Source organism: Streptomyces sp. NPDC053673, from assembly GCF_055585225.1.
Map to the genome: position 1 here is coordinate 1 of NZ_JBVJKN010000004.1, position 26977 is coordinate 26977.

Annotated in this window: 10 protein-coding genes; all 10 read left to right on the forward strand. The window is 73.0% G+C overall.

The window, feature by feature from the left end; all coding sequences use genetic code 11:
- Nucleotides 1–503 precede the first annotated feature (503 nt).
- The 10 genes from ACZ6ZQ_RS07665 to ACZ6ZQ_RS07710 all read left to right on the forward strand — a co-directional run bounded on the left by ACZ6ZQ_RS07665 (nt 504) and on the right by ACZ6ZQ_RS07710 (nt 26972).
- Nucleotides 504–4064 (forward strand): AMP-binding protein, encoded by a 3561-nt coding sequence (locus ACZ6ZQ_RS07665; RefSeq protein WP_469767663.1) that lies wholly within the window; start codon nt 504–506, stop codon nt 4062–4064.
- Nucleotides 4061–5878 (forward strand): acyl-CoA dehydrogenase, encoded by a 1818-nt coding sequence (locus ACZ6ZQ_RS07670; protein WP_469767664.1) that lies wholly within the window; start codon nt 4061–4063, stop codon nt 5876–5878. The genes ACZ6ZQ_RS07665 and ACZ6ZQ_RS07670 overlap by 4 nt, the downstream gene beginning before the upstream one ends.
- A complete protein-coding gene (locus tag ACZ6ZQ_RS07675; protein WP_469767665.1) occupies nt 5875–6153 on the forward strand; it encodes an acyl carrier protein in 279 nt (92 codons plus the stop codon). Before ACZ6ZQ_RS07670 ends, ACZ6ZQ_RS07675 begins: the two co-directional genes overlap by 4 nt.
- A gap of 166 nt (nt 6154–6319) precedes the next feature.
- A complete protein-coding gene (gene sbnA, locus ACZ6ZQ_RS07680; RefSeq protein ID WP_453665749.1) occupies nt 6320–7303 on the forward strand; it encodes a 2,3-diaminopropionate biosynthesis protein SbnA in 984 nt (327 codons plus the stop codon).
- 7 nt (nt 7304–7310) lie between these two features.
- Complete coding sequence (locus ACZ6ZQ_RS07685; protein ID WP_469767666.1) at nt 7311–8648, forward strand: condensation domain-containing protein; 1338 nt, start codon at nt 7311–7313, stop codon at nt 8646–8648.
- A complete protein-coding gene (locus ACZ6ZQ_RS07690; protein ID WP_469767667.1) occupies nt 8645–9421 on the forward strand; it encodes an FkbM family methyltransferase in 777 nt (258 codons plus the stop codon). Before ACZ6ZQ_RS07685 ends, ACZ6ZQ_RS07690 begins: the two co-directional genes overlap by 4 nt.
- 74 nt (nt 9422–9495) lie before the next feature.
- On the forward strand, nt 9496–10494 hold the full coding sequence (sbnB, locus tag ACZ6ZQ_RS07695) for a 2,3-diaminopropionate biosynthesis protein SbnB (protein WP_469767668.1): 999 nt from the start codon (nt 9496–9498) through the stop codon (nt 10492–10494).
- A 73-nt stretch (nt 10495–10567) separates the two neighbouring features.
- Nucleotides 10568–10786 (forward strand): MbtH family protein, encoded by a 219-nt coding sequence (locus ACZ6ZQ_RS07700; protein ID WP_453665743.1) that lies wholly within the window; start codon nt 10568–10570, stop codon nt 10784–10786.
- 47 nt (nt 10787–10833) lie between these two features.
- The gene (locus ACZ6ZQ_RS07705) at nt 10834–15903 is read left to right on the forward strand and encodes an amino acid adenylation domain-containing protein (protein WP_469767669.1); all 5070 of its coding nucleotides are present in this window, start codon (nt 10834–10836) and stop codon (nt 15901–15903) included.
- Nucleotides 15900–26972, forward strand: coding sequence for an amino acid adenylation domain-containing protein (locus tag ACZ6ZQ_RS07710; protein WP_469767670.1), 11073 nt, complete (start codon nt 15900–15902; stop codon nt 26970–26972). Before ACZ6ZQ_RS07705 ends, ACZ6ZQ_RS07710 begins: the two co-directional genes overlap by 4 nt.
- Nucleotides 26973–26977 lie beyond the last annotated feature (5 nt).

Consider the following 26977-nt stretch of genomic DNA (forward strand, 5'->3'; position numbering starts at 1 on the left):
ACGCCGCACCCACCCCTCCAGCGCGGCGCGTTCCTCATCCGACAGCGTCAACTCGGCCTTCGGCCGCCCAGTACGTGCCACAAGCCAAGCCTACATATCTAAACAGAACTCCTGACTCAGAAGACTAGGTCGTGTCCGACAAATAGCGCCGTCCGCCCGCAGGGCGGGGCGCGCGGCGTCCGGTGCGTGCAAGCGCAAGGCGGTGGGGGCACCTCCCAGGCGCAGCTCTGGGGGAGATCATCCGCGTACTGGACGTACTTGGATGACTCCGACAACGCAGCGAGTGGGCGTGCCGGGCGTCGCGCGCCAGGCGGGATGTGTCAGACACGGCCCAGGGCCGTCGCACGGTGCCCCCCGTCACCCTGCGGCGGCCCTTCGTCGTCCCAGGCCGGCGCGCTCCGCGTATAGGAGCGCCATAGCGGCCCTGGCTTGGATGAGTTCCCGTACCGCCGCCCCAGCCGGACAAGCAGGTCAGCCACGGTGACCGGCGAGGACACTATGAGGTGAACGTGAGTAGTCGGGCCTCCGGCTTCGAGAGCTTCGTCAGCACGCTGCGCCAGCGGGCCGCACAGTCGCCCGCGCGCTGCGCAGTCCGCTTCTGCACCGACCGGGCAGAGGAGGAGATGTCGTACGCCGAGCTGGACCGTGCGGCGCGTGCCGCCGCCCATCGGCTCGCCGCCCGTACCGCGCCAGGCGACCGGGTACTGCTGTCCTGCGGACCCGGCACAGGCTTCCTCCGCGCCTTTCTGGCCTGTCTGTACGCGGGTGCGGTACCGGTTCCGGTGCCGGCGCCCGGCGGCTTCGGCCGGCAGGAGTCCAGGACCACCGCGATCGCCCGTGACACCGGCGCCCGGCTGGTCCTCACCGATGAGGCAACGGACGCCGTCGTCACCGGCTGGCTGGAGCAGGAGGGCGACGCGCTGCCCGGACTGGCCGCGGTGACCGTCGAGTCCGCCGAGCGCGAGGGCGACCCGGACGCCTGGACCGAACCCGCCGCGGACCCCGGGATGCTCTGCTTCCTGCAGTACACCTCCGGGTCGACCAGCGACCCGAAGGGCGTGATGGTCCCGCACGGCGCACTCGTCCACAACCTGCGCCTGATGCGCGACTGCCACGGCTGGCACGAGGGCATGACCTGGTGCAGCTGGCTGCCCGCCTACCACGACATGGGCCTCATCGCGATGATGCTCGCACCGCTCCACCTGGGCGGGACGGCGGTGCTGATGTCGTCCACCGACTTCCTGAAGCGGCCCGTGTCCTGGCTGCGGCTGATCGAACGGCACGGCGCCGAGATCAGTTGCGCACCGAACTTCGCCTACGACCTCTGCGCGCGCCGCCTCGGCGAGGAGCAGACCGCAGGGCTGGATCTCTCACGCTGGCGCTACGCCTGCAACGGCGCGGAACCCGTGGACCCCGCCACCCTGGCCCGTTTCGCGGAGCGGTTCGCCGGCTGCGGCTTCGAACCGAAGGCGCTGCTTCCCGGCTACGGCCTCGCCGAAGCCACCCTCTTCGTCTCCGGTACCCGCGCCGACCAGCCGCCCACCGTGCTGCGCGCCGACCCCGCGGCGCTGGCCCGCGGGGAGGTCACCGAGGCAAAACAGGCAGGTCCCGTACAGGAGTTGGCGAGCAGCGGAATCGTACGCGGCCTGGACGTACGGATCGTCGATCCGCGGACGTCGGCCGCGTGCCGCGAGGGAACGGTCGGCGAGATCTGGATCCGCGGAGGCAGCGTCGCCCTCGGCTACTGGAACCGGCCCGAGGAGACCGACCGTACCTTCCGTGCCGTGACCGCGGGCGGCGACGAGGGCTTCCTGCGCACCGGCGACCTGGGTGCGCTGCGCGACGGCGAACTGTACGTCACCGGCCGCATCAAGGAAATGATCATCGTGCACGGTCGGAACCTCTACCCGCACGACATCGAGCGGACCCTGGGGGACCTCTCCCCGTCCTTCGCCGGCCTCCCCGCCGCGGTCTTCCCGGTCCGCCCGGGGGGCGGACCGGCCCATGAGGAGATCGTCGCGGTCCAGGAGCTGCGCGCCCGCGGACTGAGCGAAGGGGAACTCACCGCCCTGGCCCGCACGGCGAGGACGAAGCTGGCACAGCGGCTCGGCGTACGCGTCGGCGCCCTCGTCCTGGTCCGGGTGGGCCGGATCCGCCGCACGACCAGCGGCAAGATCCAGCGCTCACTGATGCGCTCGCTCTTCGAACAGGACCGGCTGGAGCCGCTGCACGAAGAGCTTTCGCCGGAGGTACGGACGGCATTCCGTCCGCCGATACGGCTGCCGGTGCCCGCCCGGGAGCCGGGGCCCCACCGCCCGTACGCCCTCAGCGCGGCGATCGAGGAGCGCCTCGGCGACCCGCGCGATCCCCGGCGGACGTTCTCCTTCGCGCACTCCGCGGAGCTCGACCGGGCCGAGGAGTTCCCCGCGGACATCTGCCGGGAGCTCGACGGGCTCGGAGTGCCGCGCTGGTTCGCGCCCGCCCGGCACGGCGGTGAACTCCGCAGCAGCGAGGACCTCCTGGAGATCATCCGCACTCTCGGCCGGCGTGACTTCACCGTCGCGCTCGGACACATCAAGACCTACCTCGGCGCCGTGTCCGTCTGGGTGGCGGGCACACCCGGGCAGGCGGCGGCGCTCGGCGCCCGGGTCGCGGACGGGGCCGTCGTATCGCTCGCCCTGACCGAGCAGGCGCACGGCAGCGATCTGCTGGCCGGCGACCTCAGCGCCGTACGGACCGAGCGGGGCTGGCGTCTCGACGGCGAGAAATGGCTGATCAACAACGCGACCAGGGCCGGACACGTCTGTGTCCTCGCCCGTACCCGGCCCGCCGGGGGAGCCCGCGGGTTCAGCCTCTTCCTCGTCGACAAGGACACGCTTGCGCCCGGCAGTTGGCGCCCCCTCGAGGGAGTGCCCACCCACGGCGTGCGCGGCGCGGACATCAGCGGCATCGCGTTCGACCGCGCCGAGCTGGCCGCGGACGCGCTCATCGGCACCGAGGGCGGCGGTCTCGAGATCATCCTCAAGGGATTCCAGATCACCCGGACCCTCTGCTCGGCGATGTCTCTCGGGATGACCGACCAGGCCCTGCGGATCGCCCTGGACTTCGCCCGTACGCACCGGCTCTACAACCGGACCCTCGCCGAACTGCCGGAAGCCGCACGGACCCTGGCCGAGGCCTACGCGGATCTGCTCGCCATGGAGGCGGTCAGTCTGGTCGCCACGCGCTCCGTGCACACCCTGACCGAGGAGCAGAGTGCGGTCTCCGCCGTCGTGAAGTATCTGGTGCCCACCCTTGGCGACGAGGTCATCGGCGCCCTGCGGGGACTCCTCGGCGCCCGGGCGATGCTGGTCACCGACCACGCCGAAGGCACCTTCCAGAAGATCGAACGGGACCACCGCATCGTCGGCATCTTCGACGGCAGCACCGCCGTCAATCTGAACGCGCTGATCAACCAGTTCCCGGTACTCGCCCGCGGCTACCGCAAGCACCTCGCAGACCAGGACGGTGTGGCCGGCGCGGCCCGGCTCGACGCCCCGCCGCCCGAGCTGGACCACGACCGGCTCACGCTCTACTCGCGGACCGGCTCCAGCGTCGTCCAGTCGCTGCCCGACGCGGTGGACCGGCTGCGCACCCAGGCGCCGCCCGCCACCGCCGCCCGGGCCGGCCGGCTCCTCGCCCTCGCCGACGCGCTCCACGAGGAGCTCGCCGCCCATCGGCACACCGCACGCGAGGTCCCGGAATCCGCCTTCGCGCTCGCCCGCCGCTACGCGCTGGTGTACGCGGGCGCGGCGAGCATCCACCTCTGGCTGGAGAACACCGGCACGCAAGCAGCGGCAGGGCCGCCGTGGCAGAGAACCGGCTGGCTGGACGCCGTACTGGCCCGCCTCCTGGGCCGGCTGACCGGCGAACCGGACCTGGACGACACCGAAGGACCGGCGCTCGACGCGCTGTTGCCCGCACTGCACACGCAGCACCGCGGCGGACTGCTCTTCTCGCTGCTGCACTGCCCGCTGGCCGAGGCCCAGGGCGTCGAAGACCTCGTGACGGAGGACGTGGCATGACACACCCCCTGACGACAGCCGCACCCGAGTCCGCCGCCGCGCGGACCGAGCGGCTGGAGGAACTGCTCGGCGACCCCCTGGACCCGGCCAATCCGCTGGGCAACGCCGCCGTGCTCGCCGCCGACGAACGCGGCGAGCTGCTGCCCGAGGGGGAACAGGCGCTGCGCGCGTACGGTCTCGGCGCCGAGTTCGTACCCACCGCACTCGGCGGCAGATTCGACCGCGCCGACCACCTGGCGCGGCTGATGCGGACCATCTTCCGGCGTGACTGCGCCCTCGGCGTCGGACACGGCATCACCAGCTTCATCGCGGCCCTGCCCGTCTGGGCCGACGGCAGCGCCGAACAGCGCGGCCGGGCCGCTGAGCTGCTGCTCGGCGGCGGCCGGATCGCCGCCGCGTACACCGAACTCGCCCACGGCAGCGACTTCTCCCGGATCTCGCTCGCCGCCCGGCCGTCCCCGGACGGCACCGGCGGCTACGTCCTCGACGGAGGCAAGCAGCTCGTCAACAACATCTCGCGGGCCGAGGCCGCCGTCTTCTTCGCCCGCACCGACGACCGTCCCGGCAGCCGTGGCCACTCGCATCTGCTGGTGGACCTCGAAGCCCTGCCGCCGGACCGGGCCGACCGGTCCTTCCGCCACGTGACCTCCGGCGTGCGCGGCTGTCTCCTCGGCGGCATCGAGCTCGACGCCTGCCCCGTCCCGGCCGGCAGCCTCCTCGGCGCCGAGGGCGGGGCCATGGAGACCGTTCTGAAGGTCTTCCAGGTCACCAGGAGTGTGCTCCCCGGCATGGTCGTCGGGGTCGGCGACACCCAGTTGCGCACGGTGCTCGCGTTCGCCCGCGAGCGCATGCTGTACGGGCGGCCGGTCGCCGCGCTCCCGCACGCGCGGGAAGTCCTGACCGGCGCCTTCCTCGACCTGCTGATCTGCGACGCACTGTCGACGACCGGCGCGCGGTCGCTCCATCTGCTGCCTGAGGAGGCGAGCGGACGGTCCGCGGCCGTGAAGTACCTGGTGCCGAAGCTGCTCCAGGACAGCTCCTACCGCCTCGCCGTCCTGCTCGGGGCGCGCAGCTACGTACGCGAAGGGCCCTACGCCGTCTTCCAGAAGGCGGCCCGCGATCTGCCGGTCGTCGCCCTCGCGCACGCGAGCGGCGCGGTCTGCCGGGCGAACATCGTGCCGCAGCTGCCCCGGCTGGCCGAGCGGGCCTGGCTGCCCGCACTCGACGAGGACGCGCCCGCGTCCCGCGCCGCGCCCGGCACGCTCTTCCGGCTCGACGACCCGCTGCCGGCACTGGACTTCGGCCGCCTCGAACTCACCGCCCGCGGCACCGACGCGCTCGCCGGCACCCTTCCGGCGATCGCCCGGGACCTCGCCGCCCGCGCGAGGGGCGGCGAACACCGGCTCGCCGAACTCGCCGAGCTGGCACGGCTCCTCGCCGAGCAGCTCGCCGACCTGGCCCGCCGGTCGGCCGCCCTTCCGCCGCGCGACCGCACCCCGGTCGCGGGCCGCCGCGGCTTCCTGCTGGCCGACCGCTACGCCCATCTGCTCGCCGCGGCGTCCTGCCTCGGCATCTGGCGGGCGGCCGACGCGGACTCCGGCGGCGACCCGTTCCTCGCCGACCCGCTGTGGGCCACCGGCGCTCTGCGCCGCCTCGCCGAACGCCTCGGTCTGCGGCCCGCCCCGCTGTCCGAACACCACATCCGGCGGCTCGACGAGGAGCTGACCGGCAGGCACGACAGTGCCCACACCTTCGATCTGTTCCGTGGACGGCTCGCCCGGCGGCCCGTCCCAGCCCAGGGAGCCGCATCATGAGCACCGAGACGACCCGCACCGCCCACAGCACCGAGGCGCACGAGATCCGCACCTGGCTGCTGGACCGTGTCGCCTACTACCTGGAGCGCCCCGCGGCTGAGATAGACGAGGGTGCCGACCTCGCCGAGCTGGGTCTCGACTCGGTGTACGCCCTCACCCTGTGCGGAGACGTCGAGGACCGCTTCGGTCTGGCGGTCGAGCCGACCATGGCCTGGGACCACCCCACCGTCGACGCGATCACCGCACACCTCGCCGAGGAGCTGGCCCGCCGCTGACCCCCGCTCCTCCCGGCCGGCCGGGGGTGCCCGGAGCTGTCCGGGCACCCCCGGCCCGTCCGTTTCCCCGGCCCTTTTCCGTATAGGTGGGCTATAGCGGACCCGCACAGAATTCTCTGCGTCAAGCCGTCAATCCGGCGCAGTGACACGTCGGGAAGGGGCAGCCGTGCCCGAGCAACCGTTCCCAGGCATTCTGGCGACCGTAGGGAATACGCCACTGGTGGAATTCGAGAGGCTGCTGCCAGAATTCGGATCCAGAGTCTTCGGGAAAATCGAGAGATTCAATCCCGGCGGCAGCATCAAGGACCGGTCCGCGCTCGGCATGCTGCTCCACGCCATCCGCAGCGGCGAGGTGGAGCCCGGCCGTTCGGTCATCGTCGAGTCCAGCTCCGGCAATCTCGCCGTCGGACTCGCCCAGATCTGCCGCTACTTCGGACTCCGCTTCATCTGCGTGGTCGACGGCAAGACCACCGAACAGAACCTCGCCATTCTGCGCGCGTTCCGCGCCGAGGTGGAAGTCGTCACCGAACGCGACCGGCTCACCGGCGAGTTCCTGCCCGTCCGGTTGCGCCGGGTGCGCGAGCTGGTCGCGGCGACCCCGCACGCCTACTGGCCCAACCAGTACGCCAGCCTCCTCAACCCCAAGGCGCACGAGACCACCATGCGGGAGATCGAGGAGGCACTCGACGGCAAGGTCGACTACCTCTTCTGCTCGGTCAGCACCTTCGGCACCCTGCGCGGCTGCGCCGACCACATCAGGGCCCGCGGCCTGGACACCACCGTCGTCGCGGTGGACGCACGGGGCAGCGCGATCTTCGGCCTGGAACCCACCCAGCGCCTCATCCCGGGGCACGGCGCCTCCGTCGTACCCCCGCTGATGGACCCCGCCGCGGCCGATGACGTCGTGCACATCTCCGACCTGGAGTGCGTCGTCGCCTGCCGTCGGCTCATCGGCCGCGAGGCCGTGCTCGCGGGCGGCTCCTCCGGCGCCACCGTCGCCGCGCTGTGGAAATACCGGGACCGGATTCCGGAAGGGTCGAACTGCGTTCTGATCTTCCCCGACGGCGGCGACCGCTATCTCGACACCATCTATTCCGACGCCTGGGTGAGCCGGCATTTCGGCGAAGTCACGCATCTGTGGAAGGACTGAACCGCCGATGTCCCTGTCCATCAGCCAGGAAGGGCTGTGGCTGGCACACCAACTGGACCCGGAGAGCTCCGCGTACAACGTGGTGCTCGCCGTACGGATCCGCGACCGGATCCGCGAAGGACTCCTCCAGGAGGCGCTGACCGCCCTCGTCGCCCGCCATGAACTGCTGCGCTCCCGCTTCGTCGCCGGAACCGGCGGCCCGGAGCGCGTGACCGGCCCGCCGGAGGCTGTGCGGCTCGACGTACGCGAGGTACCGGAAGCCGACGACGAGACCCTGTTCCGGCTCTCCCAGCAGGCCGGCGAGGAGCCCTTCCGCCTCGCCGCCCAAGGGGCCTTCCGGGCCGTGCTGCTGCGCCGCGCGCCCGACGACGCGGTACTCGTCACCGCCACCCACCACATCGTCAGCGACGCCACCTCGCAGTGGCTGCTCGTCCGCGACCTCCTCGACGCGTACGGGCGACTGGCCGCGGGACAGCGCCCCGGCACCGGTCCCGCACTGCCCGGCTGGGACGCGTACGTGGCCGCAGAGCAGCGCCTGCTGGCCTCGCCGCGCGGCGAACGCGCCCGCGCCCACTGGGAGTCGGTCATCGACGGTGTTCCCGCCGCCGACCTGCCTCCGGACCGGCCGCGGCCGGACACCCGCACCCTCAACGGCGCCACCCACGAACTCGTCCTGCCGCGGGGGACCGGCGAGGCACTCGTCGCCGCGGCGGCGGCTGCCGCCTCGACCCCGTTCGCCTGGCTGCTGGGCACGTTCCAGGCAGCCCTGCACCGGTCTGGCTGCGGACCGCGGTTCCTCATCGGCTGCCCCGTCACCACCCGGCTGTCGCCCGGCACCCGGGAGGCCGTCGGCTACTACGTCAACGCCCTGCCCGTCGCCGCGTCCTTCACCTCCGGCACGACCCTGCGGGACCTCACCGAGTCGGCGCAGCGGCAGCTGCGCCACGGCATGGCGCACGCCGGCTACCCGACGGAACTGCTGGAGCGCAAACAGCTCTTCCAGATCTCGATGACCCTGGTCGCCGCCGACCGGCTGCCCGTCGAGGGTCTCTTCGACGGCCCCACCACGGCCGGCGGGCTGCGCATCGAGCTGTGCGACGTACCGCAGCAGGAGGGCCAGCAGGACCTCACCGTGGAGGTGCTCCAGGGCGCCGCCGGATTCCGTTCCGTCATGCGCTTCAACACGGACCTGTACGACCGGGCGACGATCGAACGCCTCGCGGACATCCACCTGCGGATGATCGAGGCGGCCCTCGACGACCCCGGCACCGCCGTCACCCAGGTCCCCCTGGTGGACGAGGACGAACTCGCGCAGTTGCTGGCACTCGGGAGCGATGCCCCATGACCGGTCAGACCCAGTGCGTCACACTCCCCGACGGCCCCGAGGTGTGGTGCACCCATGTGCCCGCCGCCGTCGTCATGTGGCGGGAGATGCTGCCCCCCGGCGCCTACCACCGCGCCGCCGAGCGACTGCGCGACGGCGACACCGTCTTCGACATCGGCGCCAACATCGGTCTGATGTCGGTCTACTGCGCCCGGCTGTGTCCCGGCGTCCGAATCGTCGCCGCAGAGCCGGCCCCCGAACTCCACGCCTGTCTGGAACGCAATCTCGCCCGGCACGCGAGGGCCGCCCGCGCCGAGTGCACGGCCGTCGCCGACCGCCCCGGGGAACTGCGCTTCACCTACTATCCCGACGCCCCCGGCAACTCCGGAATCCACGCGGACCGGGAGGCCGACGACGAGATCACCCGGGTCTTCCTGCGCAACTCGGGGGTCGATCCCGAGGACGCCGAGGAGCTCCTCGAAGGGCTCCACGACGGCCTGGAGCTCACCGTGCCCGCCGTCACCGTCTCCGATCTGGTGCGCCGCCACGGCGTGTCCCGCATCGACCTGCTCAAGGTCGACGTCGAGCGTGCCGAACTCGACGTGCTGCGCGGTATCGAGGCCGGCCACTGGCCGATGGTCCGCTCGGTCGTCGCCGAGGCCCACGACGAGGACGGCCGGCTGGACGCGGTGACGCAGCTGCTGCGCGCCCAGGGCTTCGAGGTGTCCGTGCACCAGGATCCCCTGCTCGGCGGCACCGGCCTGTACGACATCGAGGCCCATCGCGCCGTATAGGGCGGCTATAGCGGCCACGCCCAGCATCGGAGTCGTCGTCAGAAGACCAGAGAAGACCACAGAGAGGCCCTGAAATGCTGATTCTCCGGCGCGCCGATGTGACGGACGTGCTGTCCGGCCGGGAGACGGAGATCATCGACCTCGTCGCCGACGTGTACCGCCTGCACGACGAAGGGCGGACGTCCCTCCCGCACTCGACCTTCCTTCGCTTCCCCGAGGAGCGGCACAGCCGGGACCGGATCATCGGGCTGCCGGCCTACCGGGGCGGGGAGCGGCCGGTCGCCGGGATGAAGTGGATCGCCTCCTTCCCCGGCAATGTCACGGCCGGCAGCGAGCGCGCGAGCGCGGCGATCGTCCTCAACTCGCTCGCCACCGGGCGCCCGGTGGCGTTCGTCGAAGGCGCGGTGATCTCCGCGAAGCGGACCGCCGCGAGCGCGGCTCTCGCCGCCCGCGAGCTCACCCGCGACAACCCGCCGCAGTCCGTCCTGCTGATCGGCTGCGGCGTGATCAACCTGGAGATCCTGCGCTTCCTCGCCGTGGCCCTGCCCGGACTGCGCGAGGCCGCGCTGTACGACACCGACCCGGCCCGGGCCGAGGCCTTCGCCGGGCAGTGCGCGCAGGCGGCACCCGGGGTGAAGGCCTACCCGGTCGACAGCCCCGCCGCCGCGCTCGGCACGCACCGGCTGGTCTCGCTGGCCACCACCGCGGCCACCCCGCACATGGACCTCACGGACTGCGGGCCCGACACCACCGTGCTCCACATCTCCCTGCGGGACCTGACCCCCGAAGCCGTCCTCGGCGCGGTCAACGTCGTCGACGACGCCGATCACGTGTGCCGCGAGCGGACCTCACTGGACCTGGCCCAGCAGCGCACCGGCAACCGGGACTTCGTGGCCGCGTCCATCGGCGCCCTGCTGCGTGGCACCGCCACCTTCGACCGCGCCTCCGGACGGCCCGTCGTCTACTCCCCGTTCGGCCTCGGCGTGCTCGACATGGCGCTCGCCGATTACGTCCGCGAAGAGGCCGGGCGACAGGGCCTCGGGATCCGCGTCGACGACTTCCTGCCCGCCTGAACCCCTTCCCCCGCTTGAACCCCTTCCCCCGCTTGAACCCCTTCCGCACAGCCCTACCGACCGAGGAGCCGGCATGACCGCCGAACAGAACGACGACCGTATCTACCGCGTGGTGCTCAACGACGAGGAGCAGTACTCGATCTGGGCCGCCGGGCGCGACCTCCCCGCCGGCTGGCGCGCGGAGGGCACCGAGGGCACGCGTGAGCAGTGCCTCAGCCGGATCGCCGAGGTGTGGACCGACATGCGCCCGCTGAGCCTGCGCCGGCGCATGGACGAGAACGCCGCGGCCTGAACCGCCCCTCCCCACCACCCACGCCCAGGTCTTCGACAGGAGCACACGTGAACGCCGAACTGCTGCCGGAACGCTTCGCCGAGCAGGCGTTCCGTACCCCGGACGCGGTCGCCGTCGTCGACGGCGACCGGACGGTGACGTACCAGGAGCTGGACCTGGCGGTCCGCCGTACGGCCCGCTGCCTGCGGGACCTGGGCGCCGGCCCCGACACGCTCGTCGGGGTGGGCCTGCCCCGCGGCGTGGACCTCGTCGTGGCGCTGCTCGGTGTCTGGCGGGCCGGGGCGGCCTACGTACCGCTCGACCCCGGTCAGCCGCCCGCGCGGCTGACCGGACTGGTGCGGGAGTCCGGTGCCCGGCTGGTGCTGGCGGGCCCGGGTCTCGACGACGCGGTACGCGAGGCGGGGGCGCGCCGCATCGGCCCCGAGGACGTCCCGGCCGACGCCGTGGCCGGGGACGACGCCGCGGACAGCCCCGCCGGCCCGGACAACGTCGCGTACGCCGTCTTCACCTCCGGGTCCACCGGCAGGCCCAAGGCCGTCGCCGTCACCCACGCCGGGATCGCCAACCGGGTCGGCTGGACCGTGGAACGGCACCGGCTCGGCGCGGCGGACCGGGTGCTGCAGAAGACCACCATCGGCTTCGACGCGGCGGGCTGGGAGATCTTCGCGCCGCTCGTCTCCGGCGGCACCGTCGTCCTCGCCCCGCCCGGGGCCGAGCGCGACCCCGGCGCGCTGCTGCGTTCCGTCGCCGCTCACGGTGTGACGGTCCTCCAGGCCGTGCCCTCGGTGCTGCGGCTCCTCGTCGACGAGGCGGACTGGAGCGGCTGCGACACGCTGCGGCTGCTCTTCTCCGCCGGCGAGCCGCTGCACGCCGAACTCGTTGCCCGGCTGCGGGAACGAGCCGGACACCCCGTCGAGGTCTGGAACACCTACGGTCCGACCGAGTGCTCCATCGACGTCACCGCCCAGCTCGTGGACCCCGCGCTCACCACCGGGCCGGTGCCGATCGGCCGCCCCATCCCCGGAATGCGTGTCCTGGTCCTGGACCCGGCCGGTGTCCCCGTGCCGGTCGGGGTGCCCGGCGAGCTGTACGCGGGCGGAGTCGGCGTCGCCCGCGGCTACGCCGGGCGCCCCGGCCTCACCGCGGAACGCTTCGTGCCCGACCCGTACGCCACCGAGCCGGGTGCCCGGCTCTACCGCACCGGCGACCTGGTGCGCTGGCGTGCCGACCGCACACTGGAGTACCTCGGCCGGCTCGACCACCAGGTCAAGGTCAACGGCGTCCGGATCGAGCCCGGTGAGATCGAGGCGGCGCTCGCCGCGCATCCGGCCGTGACCGGCGCCGTGGTCGCGCCCTACACGGTCGACGACGGCGGCAAGCGGCTCGCCGCGTATCTGACCGTGCGCGACCCCCTGGACACCGGCGAACTGCGCGCCTTCCTCGGCGAGCGGCTCCCCGAGAGCCACGTCCCGTCCTTCTTCCACACCCTCGACACCTTCCCGCTGACCGCCAACGGCAAGGTCGACCGGGCGGCGCTGCCCTCGCCCGACGAGATCTCCGCGGACCGGCAGCCCGACTTCACCGCGCCGCGCGACGCCGCCGAGGAACTCGTGGCCCGGGTCTGGTCCGAGCTGCTCGGGCTCGACCGGGTCGGTGTGCTCGACGACTTCTTCGCCCTCGGCGGCACCTCGCTCCAGCTGACCAGGCTCGCCGCCCGGCTGCGGGCCGCGTCCGGGGAGAAGATCTCGCTGCGCGGGCTGTTCGCGGCGACCACCGTCGAGGCCCAGGCCCGGCTGATCGGCACCCCCGCGGCGGCCCCCTCCGGCGAGGCCGCGATCCGTCCCGTGCCGCGCGACGGGGAACTCCCGCTCTCCTCCGGCCAGCACCGCCTCTGGTTCCTGGACCGCATGCACCCGGGCAGCCCCGAGTGGGTCGCCCCGCTGTTCCTGCGGCTGCCCGCGGCGCTGAGCGCCGAGACGGTCGGCCGGGCCCTGGACGCGCTCGCCGCCCGCCACGAGCCGCTGCGCACCCGGTACCTGGACATCGGCGGCGAGCCGCGTCAGATCATCGACGCCCCCGGTGCCACCCGGGTGGAGCTGCGTGTCGAGGACACCGACCGCGACGGCGTCCCCGCCCTGTTCGGCGAGCAGTTCGCACGCGGCTTCGACCTGGCCGCCGGCCCGCTGTGGCGGGCGCTGCTGGCCCGGGTCCCGGGCGAGGACCACATCGTGCTCCTGACGATGCACCACATCACCTGTGACGGCTGGTCGACCGTCGTGCTGGAGCGCGAACTGCGGGAACTGTGCGCGGCGTACGCCGCCGGCCGGGAGCCCGCGCTGCCCCCCGTCACCGTCCAGTACGCCGACTACGGCGCCTGGCAGCACGCCCGCCTCACGGACGACGTCATCGAGGGCGAACTCAACCACTGGATCCGTGTGCTGACCGGTGTCGAACCGGTCGATCTGCCCACCGACCGGCCCCGCCCCGCGGTGCGCGACCCGCACGGCGCCGTCGTCCCCTTCCGTATCGCCCCCGGCCTCGCCGCCGCGCTCACCGAGCTGGGCAGGGCCCACGGCGCGACGCCGTTCATGACGCTCCTCACCGCGTACGCCGCGCTCGTCGCCCGCTACAGCGGCCAGTGGGACGTCCCCGTCGGCACACCCGTCGCCGGCCGCACCCGCCCCGAGACCGAGGGCATGGTCGGCTTCTTCCTCAACTCGCTCGTCATCCGCTGCGGTCTGACCGCCGACATGGGGTTCGCCGAAGCGCTCGGCCGGGTCAGGGACGCGGCCCGCGCCGCGTTCGTCCACCAGGAGCTGCCCTTCGAGCGGCTGGTGGACGAGCTCCAGCCCGAGCGCGACCTGTCCCGTACGCCGCTCTACCAGGTGGCCTTCGACCTGCACAGCGAGGGCGTGACCAGTGTCGCGACACAGGACGAGGACCTGGCCGCGTTCACGGCCGCCTGGCAGGTCGCCAAGACCGATCTGTCGCTGTTCATGCGGCAGACCCCCGAGGGCGCCCTGGACGGTGTGCTGGAGTACGCCACGGCACTCTTCGACCGGTCCACCGTCGAGCGGATGACCGGCCACTTCCTGACACTGCTGGAACAGGTCGCGGCCCGCCCCGACACCCCGCTCGGCGTCGTCGAGCTGCTCTCCGCCGAGGAACGCCGGCGGCTGCTGACCGAGTGGAACGACACGGCCGACGACACCGCGGACCGCACCGGCACGGTCACCGCGCTCTTCGAGGCCCGCGCCGGCTCCGCGCCGCGGGCGACCGCCCTGACCTCCGGTGCCGAGACCGTCCCGTACGGCGAACTCGACGCCCGCGCCAACCGTCTCGCCCAGCATCTGGTGGCCCGCGGCGTCGGTCCGGAGTCCCGGGTCGTCGTCCTTCTCGACCGCGGGCCCGACCTCGTCACGGCACTGCTCGCCGTGTGGAAGGCGGGCGGCGCGTACGTGCCGGTCGATCCGTCCTGCCCGGCCGAGCGCATCGCCGCGATGCGCGAGGCGGCGCACGCCACGGTCGCGGTCACCTCGTCGGCGTACGCCGGCCGGTTCGCCGACGGCACCGAGCGGCACGACGAGGAGGCGACCCTCGTGCTCGTCGACACGGACGCCGCGGCCGTCGCGGCCCGCCCCGCGACCGCGCCCGTCCGGACCGACGATCCCGACCTGCTCGCCTACACGATCTTCACCTCCGGCTCGACCGGCACCCCGAAGGGCGTGGAGGTCACCCATCGCGGCCTCGCCAACCACGTGCGCTGGGCGGCTAGGGAACTCGCCGGGGACGACTACGGGGGCGGCGCGCTGTTCTCCTCGGTCGCCTTCGACCTGGTCGTGCCCAACCTGTGGACCCCGCTCGTCACGGGCCAGCGGCTCTTCCTGCTGCCGCAGGACACCGACATGTCCGAGCTCGGCAAGCGCCTCGCGGACGCCGAACCCTTCAGCTTCGTGAAGCTGACCCCGGGGCACCTCGACATCCTCGCCCTCCAGCTCGGCCCCGCCCAGGCCGGCGCGCTCGCCCCGGTCCTGGTCGTGGCGGGCGAGCCGTTCACGCGCGCCACCCTGGAGCGCTGGCGCGAGCTCGCCCCGGACACCCGGATCGTCAACGAGTACGGACCGACCGAGGCCACCGTCGGCACCTGCGTGTACCCGGTCCCGCAGGACGACAGCGCGGGCACCGCCGATGTGCTGCCGATCGGCCTCCCGCTGCCCAACATGACGACGTACGTCCTCGATCCGGCCCTCCGGCCGGTCCCGGTCGGAGTGACCGGCGAGCTGTACGTCGGCGGCACGGGTGTGGCGCGCGGCTACGCGGGCCGCCCCGACCTGACCGCGGAGCGCTTCGTCCCCGACCCGTACGGCCCGCCCGGCGCCCGGCTCTACCGCACCGGCGACCTGGCCCGCCGGCTGGACGACGGCAACGTGGCGTTCCTCGGCCGCGTCGACGACCAGGTCAAGATCCGCGGCTACCGCGTCGAACTCGGCGAGGTCCAGGCGGTCCTGGCCGCCCACGCCGGGGTCCGCGACGCCGTCGTCACGGTCCGTACGACAGCGGCCGGTGAGAAGCAGCTCGCCGCCTACCTCGTCGGGGAGCCCGGCACCGAAGGACCCGACGAGCCCGCGCTCGCCGCACACTGCGCCCGGCAGCTGCCCGACTACATGGTTCCGGCGAGCTACACGCTGCTCGACGCGATCCCCGTCAACGCCAACGGCAAGGTCGACCGCCGGGCCCTCCCGGACCCCGGGCGGCCCGACGACGGACACATCGCCCCCAGCGGCCCCGCAGAGGAGCGCATCGCCGAGATCTGGACCGAACTGCTCGGCGTCCAGGCCGGGGCCCACGACAACTTCTTCCACGTCGGCGGCAATTCGATCCTGGCGATCCGGCTCATCTCGCGCATCCAGCAGGAGTTCGAGATCGACTTCGCCGTCCGCACGGTCTTCGAAGGCCCGACGGTCGCCCAGCTGGCCGCCACCGTCGAGGAGCGCATCACGGCCCAGATCGCCGCGCTCTCCGACTCCGAACTCGCGCAGGACGTACTCGCGCAGGACGCCCCGACGAATGACGCACGCGCGCACGGCGCACGGCAGAACAAGGAGCACAAGGCATGAGCACCGGTGAGATGGAGAAGCCCGCGGTCCCGGCCGCTGATGCCGACGCGCTGCGCGCCGAACTGCTGCGCCGCCGCCTCGCGGGACGGCACGGCGGAGCCTCCCGCCGCACGGAGATAGCCCGCGCCGACCGCGAGGGCCGGCTGCCGCTGTCGTACGGACAGCAGCAGATGTGGTTCCTCAGCCGGCTCGAACCGGACAGCCCCGAGTATCTCGTTCCGCTCGTGCTGCGGCTGCGCGGCCCGCTGGACACAGCGGCCCTCGGCCGCGCCTGGCAGGGTCTGGTCGACCGGCACGAGATCCTGCGCACCCGGTACGTCATGGACGGCGAGGAGCCCGTACAGCTGATCGACGAGCCCGGTCCCGCCCCGCTGGAGCTGACCGAGGCCGCCGACGAGGCACAGGCCCGGTCGCTCGTCGAGGCGGATCTGGCCCGTCCGTTCGACCTCGGCAGCGACCGGCCGGTGCGGGCCCGGCTGATCCGGCTCGCCGACGACGAGCACGTCCTCGCCCTCGTGCTCCACCACATCGCCTGCGACGCCTGGTCCACCGGCGTCCTCGGCCAGGAGCTCAGCGAGCTGTACGCGGGCCGCACCCCGGCCCCCCTGCAGGTCCAGTACGCCGACTACGCCGCCTGGCAGCGCGCCGAGCTGACCGGCGAGGTCATCGGCCGGCACCTCGGCTACTGGAAGGAGCAACTGGCGGACCTCGCCCCGCTGGAGCTGCCCACCGACCGGCCGCGCCCCGCGGTCCGGGACGGCGCGGGCGACGCGGTCTCGTTCACCGTCCCGCAGGAGCTGGCCGACAGGCTGCGCGAGCTGGCGCACCGCCAGGACGTGACGCTCTTCATGCTCTTCCTGGCGGCCTACCAGCACCTGCTCGCACGCCACACGGGCCGCGACGACATCGCGGTCGGCACGGTGGTCTCCGGCCGCGGCCGCCCCGAGCTCCAGCAGCTCATCGGCTACGGAATCAACAGCCTGGTGATGCGCGGCGACACCGCGGGCGATCCCGCGTTCACCGAACTGCTCGCCCGCACCCGCGCCACCGTGCTGGACGCCTACGACCACCAGGACGTCTCCTTCGCCCAGGTCGTCGAGGAGCTGCAGCCGGAGCGTGATCTGTCGCGCACCCCGCTGTTCCAGGTCGCCTTCACCATGCACGGCGAGCGCGGCTCGGCGTTCGCGTTCCCGGGCGTCGAGGTCTCCCCGTACGAGGGCAGCGGCCGGGTGGCCAAGTTCGACCTGGACCTCCAGATCCGCGAAGGCGCGGACGGCTCGCTCGGCGGGCAACTCGAGTTCGCCACCTCCCTCTTCGACCGGACGACGGTCGAGCGGATGACCGGCCGTCTGCTGCGGCTGCTGGCGGGTGTCGCCGAGGCGCCTGCGGCCCGGCTGTCGGCGCTCGACATCCTCGGCCCCGAGGAGCGCGCCGTCCTGCTCGGCACGCCCGCCACGACCGCGCCCGTGACGCGTCGTGTCCATGAGGTGTTCGAGGAGCAGGTGGCGCGTACGCCGGAAGGCATCGCGGTCTCCTTCGAGGGCACACAGCTGTCGTACGCGGAGCTCAACGCGCGGGCGAACCGGCTCGCCCGGGTGCTGCGCGACAAGGGCGTCGGACCGGAGACGCTCGTCGGGCTGTGCCTGGAGCGGGGGATCGAGCTGATCCCGGCGCTGCTGGGGATCCTCAAGTCGGGTGCGGCGTATCTGCCGCTGGACCCGGCGAACCCGCCGGACCGGCTGGCCTACATCGTCAGGGACGCCAAGGCCCCGGTGGTGGTCACCACCTCCGACGTCGCCGGTCTGTTCGACGGTGAGCCGGTGGACCTGGTCCGTCTGGACACCGACGCGGACCTCATCGGCGCGCAGCCCGCGCACGACCTGGGCGTGCCCGGCAGCCCCGAGAACCTGATCTACACGATCTACACCTCCGGTTCGACGGGCCGGCCCAAGGGCGTCGCGCTGACGCACGCGAACGTCGTGCGGCTGCTGGAGCGCGGGCAGGAGCACTACGCCTTCGGCCCGGCCGACGTCTGGCCGCTCTTCCACAGCTACGCGTTCGACGTGTCGGTGTGGGAGATGTGGGGCGCGCTGCTCAACGGCGGTCGGCTCGTCGTCGTCCCGTACGCGGTCACCCGCTCGCCCGAGGAGTTCACCGACCTGCTCGTACGGGAACGCGTGACGGTCCTCAACCAGACCCCGTCCGCGTTCCGTTCCCTCATCGGCACGACCGCCGAACTCTCGCTGCGCGCCGTCGTCTTCGCGGGCGAGAAGCTGGAGGTCTCCGAACTCCGCCCGTGGGTGGACCGGTTCGGCCTCGACGACATCGTCCTCGTCAACATGTACGGGATCACCGAGACCACCGTCCACACCACCTACCACCGGCTCACCGACGCCGATCTGGCGCCCCAGGCCGGGAACCCGATCGGCCGCCCGCTCGCCGACCTGCGGGTGTACATCCTGGACGCGGAGGGCCGGCCGGCCCCGGTGGGCGTGCCGGGGGAGATGTACGTCGCCGGTCCCGGCGTGGCCCGCGGCTACCTCGGCCGTCCCGAGCTGACCGCCGAGCGTTTCGTGCCCGACCCGTACGGTCCCGCGGGCTCCCGGCTCTACCGGAGCGGCGACCTGGCCCGCCGGCTTGCCGACGGCAGTCTGGAGTTCCTCGGCCGGATCGACGACCAGGTCAAGATCCGTGGCTTCCGGATCGAGCTGGGTGAGATCGAGACCGCGCTCGCCGCCCACCCGGGCGTCCGCGACGCCGTCGTACTCGTTCGCGAGGACACCCCCGGCGACCGGCGCCTCGTCGCCTACGTCACCGCCTCCGCGGACCACGGCCCCGCCCCCGCCGAGCTGCGTACCCATCTCGGCGGCACCCTGCCCGAGTACATGATCCCCTCGGCGTTCGTCGCCCTGGACGCGCTGCCGCTGACCACCAACGGCAAGCTCGACAAGCGGGCCCTGCCCGCCCCCGGCCAGGACGCCGTGGGCGCCGCCGGGTACGTCGCTCCGCGCACCGTCACCGAGGAGCGGATCGCCGAGGTGTGGGCCGAGGTACTCGGACTGGACCGGGTCGGGGTGGAGGACGGCTTCTTCGAGCTCGGCGGCCACTCGATCAGGGCCGTCAACCTCGTCGGCCGGCTCCGCGCCGCCGGGTACGACCTCGCCGTCCGGGACGTCTTCGAGTACCGGACCGTCGCCCGCGTCGCCGAGTTCGTCACCGGCCGCCCGGCCCCCACGGACGCCGACCGCACCGCGGAGCCGTTCTCCATGGTCCCGGCCGAGGACGCGGCCCGTCTCCCCGAGGGGCTCGCCGACGCGTACCCGCTGTCCCAGGTGCAGCTCGGCATGGTCGTCGAGATGCTCACCGACGACGGCCGACACCCGTACCACAACGTCACGTCCTTCCGGATCCGGGACGAGCGGCCCTTCTCGCTCGACGCCCTGCGCGCGGCCGCCACGGCCGTCGTCGCCCGGCACGAGGCCCTGCGCACCTCCTTCGACCTGTCGACGTACTCCGTACCGATGCAGCTCGTGCACACGGACGCCGAGATGCCCGTGGGCGCACGCGACCTCTCGCAGCTCACCGAGAGCGAACTCCGGCGGTCCCTGCAGGAGTTCACGGCCGAGGAGCGCTCCCGGCTGTTCGACCTGGCCCGGCCGCCGCTGCTGCGGCTGTACGCCCATGTGGCGGGCGACGGCAGCTGGTGGATCACCAACACCGAGTGCCACGCCATCCTCGACGGCTGGAGCCACCACTCCCTGCTCATGGAGGTCCTGGACGAGTACGGACGCATCCGCGACGGGCAGCAGCCGGCCGAGGGACGGCAGCCCGCCACCCGGTTCGCCGACTTCGTGGCCGCCGAGCTCGACGCCCTCGCCTCCGACACGTCACGCACCTACTGGCAGACGGTCGTCGACGACTACGCGCGGCTCACCGTGCCCGCGCCGTGGCGGGGCGACCCCGACGACGACGGCGCGCCCCACCGCGTCCCGGTCCCCTTCCACGACCTGGAGGACCGGCTGCGGAAGCTGGCCGCGCGGGCCGGAGCCTCGCTGAAGAGCGTCCTGCACGCCGCCCACCTCAAGACCCTGAGCATGCTCACCGAGGAGGCCCGGTTCTTCAGCGGCCTGGTGTGCAACGCCCGTCCCGAGGTGCTCGGCGCCGACCGTGTCTACGGCATGCACCTCAACACGCTGCCCTTCGCCTACGACAGGACCGCCGGCACCTGGCGCGAGCTGGTCGCCCAGGTCTTCGCCCGCGAGATCGAGCTGTGGCCGCACCGCACCTTCCCGATGCCCGTCATCCAGCGTGAACTCGCCGACGGCGAGCGGCTGATCGACATGCGGTTCAGCTACCACGACTTCGACCAGGTCGACCGCGACCAGGTCGACTACCTCGCGAGCATCGACGACAGCCCCACCGAGTTCCCGCTGGGCGTATCGGCCCGGGTGGGCCATCTCGTCCTGACGGCGAGCCCGCGCGCGATCAGCCGCGCCGCCACGGACCGGCTCGCGGCGATGCTGCGCCAGGTCCTGGAGGCGATGGCCGCCGACCCCGAGGGCGACGCGCAGGCGTCGTTCCTGCCGGAGGGCGAGCGGGAGCGCGAACTGATCGCCTGGAACGACACGGCGTTCGCGGCGGAGACCGAGCCGGTGCCCGCGCGCTTCGAGGCGCAGGCGCGCACGACCCCGCACGCGGTGGCCGTGGTGCACCAGGCCGGGATGGTCTCGTACGAGGAGCTCGACGCCCGCGCCAACCGGCTGGCCCGGCACCTGTCCGGCCTCGGGGTCACCGCCGAGTCCCGGGTGGCGGTGCTGCTCGACCGCGGTCCCGAGCTGCTGACGGCGCTGCTCGCGGTGTGGAAGGCGGGCGGGGCGTACGTGCCCGTCGACCCGTCCTGTCCGGCGGACCGCATCGCCGCGATGCGCGAGGCGGCCGGTGCCCGGGTGGCCGTGACGTCGTCCGGGTACGCCGACCGCTTCGCGGACGGCCCGGTGCTCGTCGACACGGACGCCGCGGCGATCGCCGCCCGTCCCGCGACCGCCCCGGCCCGGGCCGACGACCTGGACCGGCTGGCCTACGTCATCTTCACCTCGGGTTCGACGGGCCGGCCGAAGGGTGTGGAGGTCACCCACCGGGGTCTGGCCAACCATGTCGCCTGGGCGGCCCGGGAGCTGGCGTCGCAGGGGTCGGGCGGTGCGCCGCTGTTCTCCTCCGTCGCCTTCGACCTTGTCGTCCCCAACCTGTGGGCCCCCCTGGTCACCGGCCAGTCCGTGCACACCGTCGGCCAGCACGTCGACATGGCGGACCTGGGCGAACACCTCGTCGCCTCCGGCCCGTACAGCTTCATCAAGCTCACCCCGGGGCACCTGGACATCCTCGCCCAGCAACTCCCCGCCGACCGGGCGACGGACCTGGCTCCCGTGCTGGTGGTCGCCGGTGAGGCGTTCACCCGGGCGACCCTGGAGCGCTGGCGCGAACTGGCCCCGGACACCCGGATCATCAACGAGTACGGCCCCACCGAGGCGTCCGTCGGCACGAGCATCCACCCCGTGCCCCGGGACACCGCCGCAGACGTCCTGCCCATCGGCCTCCCCCTGCCCAATATGGCGATGTACGTGCTCGACGCGGGGCTGGAGCCGGTGCCGGTCGGGGTGACGGGTGAGCTGTATGTGGGGGGTACGGGTGTGGCGCGCGGTTATGCGGGCCGTCCGGACCTGACGGCCGAGCGTTTCGTCCCGGACCCGTACGGTCCGGCGGGCGCGCGGCTCTACCACACCGGCGACCTCGTCCGCCGGCTCGACGACGGGAACGTGGAGTTCCTCGGCCGGATCGACGACCAGGTCAAGATCCGCGGCTACCGGATCGAACTGGGCGAGATCCAGGCCGTCCTGGCAGCCCACCCGGGCATCCGGGACGCCTTCGTCACCACCGTGGACGGCGAACTCGCCGCCTACTGGACACCGGGCGACATCACCGCAGAGTCGGTCCACGGGCATCTCGCCGAGCGTCTGCCGGACTACATGATCCCGGCCGGCCTCACCGGGCTCGACGCGCTGCCGCTCACCGCCAACGGCAAGGTCGACCGCAAGGCCCTGCCCGATGCGGGAGAACAGCAGTCCGCCGACCGCCACGTGGCCCCGCGCACGGTGACGGAGGAGCGCATCGCGGCGGTGTGGGCCGAGGTCCTCGGCCTCGAACGGGTGGGCGTCGAGGACGGGTTCTTCGACATCGGCGGCCACTCGATCCGCGCCGTCGCCCTGGTCGGCGCCCTGCGCGCGGCCGGCTTCGACGTCGGCGTACGCGATGTGTTCGAGCACCGGACCGTCGCCGAACTGGCCCAGTTCCTGACCGGACGGCCCGCGGTGACCGAAGTCGCCGCCCTGGTCGAGCCCTTCGCCCTGGTCGGCGACGAGGACCGGGCCACGCTGCCGGCCGACGCCGTGGACGCGTATCCGCTCACCGAGGTCCAGCTCGGCATGGTCCTGGAGATGCTCGCCGACCGGGAGGCGCACGCCTACCACAACGTCTCCTCCTTCCGGATCACCGATGACGAGCCGTTCAGCGCGCAGGCGCTGCGCGGGGCCGCGGACGCGGTCGCCGAGCGGCACGACATGCTGCGCACCTCCTTCCACCTCGACACCTGGTCCGTGCCGCTCCAGGTGGTGCACGCCGCGGCACGGATCCCCGTGTCGGTGCGGGACCTGAGCGGATACGGAGCGGACGAACGGCAGGCCGCGATCGCGGAGTTCATCGCCGCCGAACGCGCCGACCTCTTCGACCTCGAACAGGCCCCCCTGCTGCGCATGACCGCACACGTCGAGGGTGACGGCGTCTGGCGTCTCGGGCTCACGGTCTGCCACGCCATCACCGAAGGCTGGTCGCACCGGGCCCTGCTGATGGAGCTGCTCGACGAGTACCGGCGCATCCGGGACGAGGGCCGGGACGCACGTCGGGCGCAGCCCGATGCGCCCGGCCTGCGGTACGCGGACTTCGTCGCCGCCGAGCGCGCCTCCCTAGAATCGGCCGAGGACCGGGCCTACTGGCAGGACGTCATCGCCCGCAACTCCCGTTTCTCGCTCCCCGCCGCGTGGGCGGGCGACACCACGGCACCCCGCGAGAAGTTCCGGGTCGCCGTACCGCTGCGGGACCTGGAGCCGGGGCTGCGCGCCCTCGCCGCCCGGGCCCGGGTCTCCGTCAAGAGCGTGCTCCTCGCCGCCCATCTGAAGGTGATGAGCATGCTCACCGAGGAGGACCGTTTCTTCACCGGCCTGGTGTTCAGCGCCCGACCCGAGGCACCGGGCGCGGACCGGGTGTACGGCATGTACCTCAACACCCTGCCGTTCGCCTTCGACCGTACGGCCGGCACCTGGACCGAACTGGTCACCCAGGTGTTCCTCCACGAGGCCGGGATCTGGGAGCACCGCCGCTACCCGATGCCCGCGATCCAGCGTGCGGCCGGTGCCGACCGGCTGCTCGACGTCCGCTTCAGTTACCAGGACTTCGATCACGTCGACGAGGAGCGGGTCGACATCGCGGACAGCTCCGGTGAAGGGGCGACCGAGTTCGGCCTGGCCGTCTCCGCGGTCTCCGGCTACCTGCTGATGACCACCCACACCCATGTGCTGTCCCGGGACAACGCCGACCGGCTGACCGCCCTGTACACGGCCGTCCTGACCGCCATGGCGGCCGACCCGGACGGCGACGCCCGGGCCGCGTACCTGCCCGACGCCGAACGGCAGCGGCAGCTGGCCGAGTGGAACCGGACCGAGTACACCCCCGAGTCCCGTACCGTGCTCCAGCTCTTCGAGACGCGGGCTGCCGGGGCACCTGCCTCAGCGGCGGTCGTCCACCGGGACGCGGCCGTCACGTACGGGGAACTCGACAGCCGCGCCAACCGGCTGGCCCACCATCTGCGGGACCTGGGGGTGTCCACCGAGTCCCGGGTCGCCGTACTGCTGGACCGGGGCCCCGACCTGATCACCGCGCTGCTCGCGGTGTGGAAGGCGGGCGGGGCGTACGTGCCGGTCGACCCGTCCTATCCGGCGGAGCGGATCTCGGCGATGCGCGAGGCGTCCGGCGCACGCGTGGTGGTGACGTCGTCCGGGTACGCCGAGCGCTTCGAGGGCGTCCCGGTGCTCGTCGACACGGACGCCGCGGCGATCGCCGCCCGTCCCGCGACCGCCCTGGCCCGGGCCGACGACCTGGACCGGCTGGCGTACACCATCTTCACGTCCGGCTCGACGGGCCGGCCCAAGGGTGTGGAGATCACCCACCGGGGCCTGGCCAACCATGTGGCCTGGGCCGCGCGGGAGCTGGCTTCGCGGGGCACGGGCGGTGCGCCGCTGTTCTCGTCGGTCGCCTTCGACCTCGTGGTGCCCAACCTGTGGGCGCCGCTGGTGACCGGGCAGTCCGTGTTCACCGTCCCGCAGGAGACCGAACCGGCCGGCCTCGGCCGGGCCCTGCTGGCCGGCGCCCCGTACAGCTTCGTCAAGCTGACCCCGGGGCATCTGGAGCTGCTCAGCGGGCAGCTCACCACCGAACAGGCGGAGGAGCTCGCCGCGGTACTGGTGGTCGCCGGTGAGGCGCTGCCCGGCGCCGTGGCCGACCGGTCTCTGGACATCCTCGGGCCCGGCAGGCTGATCAACGAGTACGGACCGACCGAGGCGTCCGTCGGGACCTGTGTGTTCCCGGTGACCGCCCCGTCCGGCCGCGATGTGGTGCCGATCGGGCGTCCTCTGCCGAACATGGCGATGTATGTGCTCGACGCGGCGCTGGAGCCGGTGCCGGTCGGGGTGACGGGTGAGCTGTATGTGGGGGGTACGGGTGTGGCGCGCGGTTATGCGGGCCGTCCGGACCTGACGGCCGAGCGTTTCGTCCCGGACCCGTACGGTCCGGCGGGCGCGCGGCTCTACCGCACCGGCGACCTCGTCCGTCAACTCGACGACGGCAATGTGGAGTTCCTCGGCCGGATCGACGACCAGGTCAAGATCCGTGGCTACCGGATCGAGCTGGGCGAGATCCAGGCGGTCCTGTGCGAACACCCGGGCGTCCAGGAGGCGTTCACCGGTGTCTACGAGCCGACGCCGGGCGACAAGCGTCTGGTCGCGCACTGGGTGCCGGCCGCGGGGCACGCGCCGGAAGCCGTCGAGCTGGCCGGCCACTGCGGGGTGCGGCTGCCCGAGTACATGGTCCCTTCGGCGTTCGTCCGGCTGGACGCCCTGCCGCTCAACGCCAACGGCAAGGTCGACCGCAAGGCACTTCCGGCCCCCGACCGGGGCGCCCTGAGATCCGGGACGGAGCATGTCCCGCCCCGTACGGAGACCGAGAAGACCCTGGCCGCCATCTGGTCGGAGGTCCTCGGGGTCGAGGACATCGGCATCCACGACCGGTTCTTCGACCTGGGCGGCCACTCCCTCCTGATGATCAAGGTGCTGGCGGAGGCCCGGAAGTCCGGCCTGACGGTGTCGGTCTGGCGCATGTACCAGCACGAGACCCTGATCGACCTGGCCGCGGCGGTCGACGAGGACATGGGCCCCGAACCCGCCGATGCCGGTGGGGTGGAGGCCACGGGCCGGGACGCGGACGCAGCGGCGCACCCGGGCGAGGCACCGGCGCCGGCCGTCGATGGCGCCGCGACCGTCGAGGTGTCCGCCGAGCTGCTCGCCGCGCTGGTCGCACAGGCGGCTGGGGTGGGGGAGCGGCCGGATCGGGGGCCGCTCGCCGAGGCCGCCGCGCTGCTGGCCGCCGCCGGGACGAGTGCGCCGGAAGGCCCGGCCCCCGTCGGGGCGAGTGCGCCGGAAGGCCCGGCCGCCGCCGGGGCGAGTGTGCCGGAAGGCCCGGCCCCCGTCGGGGCGAGTGAGCCGAAGGGGCGCGCCGCCGTCGACAGTGGCTCCAGCGCCCCGGCGGCGGACCGAGCCCCAGGGACAGCGTCGGCCGCGCCGGACCTCGTACCCGGGCTCGCCGAGGTCATGGCGCAGCACCAGGTGCCCGGCGCCGCCGTCGCCGTACTGCGGGACGGTGAACTGGCCGGGGTCCACGGGTACGGCGTGCTCGGCGCGGACGGGGACGCGCCCGTGACCGCACGGACGTTGTTCCAGGCCGGTTCGCTGAGCAAGCATGTGACCGCACTGGCCGTGCTGCGGCTGGTCGCCGACGGCAGGATCGACCTCGACGAGAACATCGACCGCCGTCTGACCAGCTGGCGCCTGGAGGACGACCCCGCCGCACCGGGGACGGTCACCGTCCGGCACCTGCTCGGCCACCGCGCCGGACTCGCCCGCCACCGCAGTGTCGGGTTCCGGCCCGGTGAGGAACTGCCCTCGCTCCTGGACCTGCTGGAGGGCAGGCCGCCCGTCCGCACCCCGCGAGTCCGCAGGGAACTGGTGCCCGGCTCCACGTTCCGCAAGAGCAGCACCCACTACTGGGTGCTCCAGCAGCTGCTGGAGGACATGACGGGTGAGCCCTTCGAGGCGCTGATGCGACGCCTGGTGCTGGATCCGCTCGGGCTCCGGGACAGCAGCTTCGACCAGGAGTTCCCGACCGCATCCGGGCTGCCGGTCGCGCTCGGCCACGACGGTCACGGCACGCCCCTCAAGGGCGGCTGGCGGCGCCGGGCGCACCTCGCGGCGGCCGGTCTGTGGACCACCGCGGGGGATGTCGCCGCCCTGACGCGCGCCGTCCGCCGGACACTTCTCGGTACGGACCAGGAGCTGTTGCCGCAGGCGGTCGCCCGGGAGCTGCTCGCCGGAGAGACCGGCAGCTTCTACGGACTCGGCACGATCGTCGACGACACCGGTGACGACCTGGAGTTCGGCCACGGCGGCGAGCCGGCCGGCTACTGGAGCATGGCGATCAGCCGTCTGCACGGCGGAACGGGCTTCGTCGCGCTGACCAACGCCGACTCCGGAAAGGCCGTCGTCAAGCACCTCACCGCCGAACTCGGCCGCCAGGACACCACGTTCGGAACCGGCACGCTCGCCGCCGAATGGGGCACGGCCGCCGGCCGCCCGGCAGGCTCCCTGCCCTCCGTCCTCGCCCCCGTCGTCACCGACGAGGACCGCGCATGAGCACC

Excerpts from the sequence above, each read along its gene's own strand:
- ACZ6ZQ_RS07670 (WP_469767664.1), top strand. The coding sequence starts at position 4,061 with ATGACACACCCCCTGACGACAGCCGCACCCGAGTCCGCCGCCGCGCGG.
- ACZ6ZQ_RS07675 (WP_469767665.1), top strand. The coding sequence starts at position 5,875 with ATGAGCACCGAGACGACCCGCACCGCCCACAGCACCGAGGCGCACGAG.
- ACZ6ZQ_RS07685 (WP_469767666.1), top strand. The coding sequence starts at position 7,311 with ATGTCCCTGTCCATCAGCCAGGAAGGGCTGTGGCTGGCACACCAACTG.
- ACZ6ZQ_RS07690 (WP_469767667.1), top strand. The coding sequence starts at position 8,645 with ATGACCGGTCAGACCCAGTGCGTCACACTCCCCGACGGCCCCGAGGTG.
- sbnB (WP_469767668.1), top strand. The coding sequence starts at position 9,496 with ATGCTGATTCTCCGGCGCGCCGATGTGACGGACGTGCTGTCCGGCCGG.
- ACZ6ZQ_RS07700 (WP_453665743.1), top strand. The coding sequence starts at position 10,568 with ATGACCGCCGAACAGAACGACGACCGTATCTACCGCGTGGTGCTCAAC.
- ACZ6ZQ_RS07710 (WP_469767670.1), top strand. The coding sequence starts at position 15,900 with ATGAGCACCGGTGAGATGGAGAAGCCCGCGGTCCCGGCCGCTGATGCC.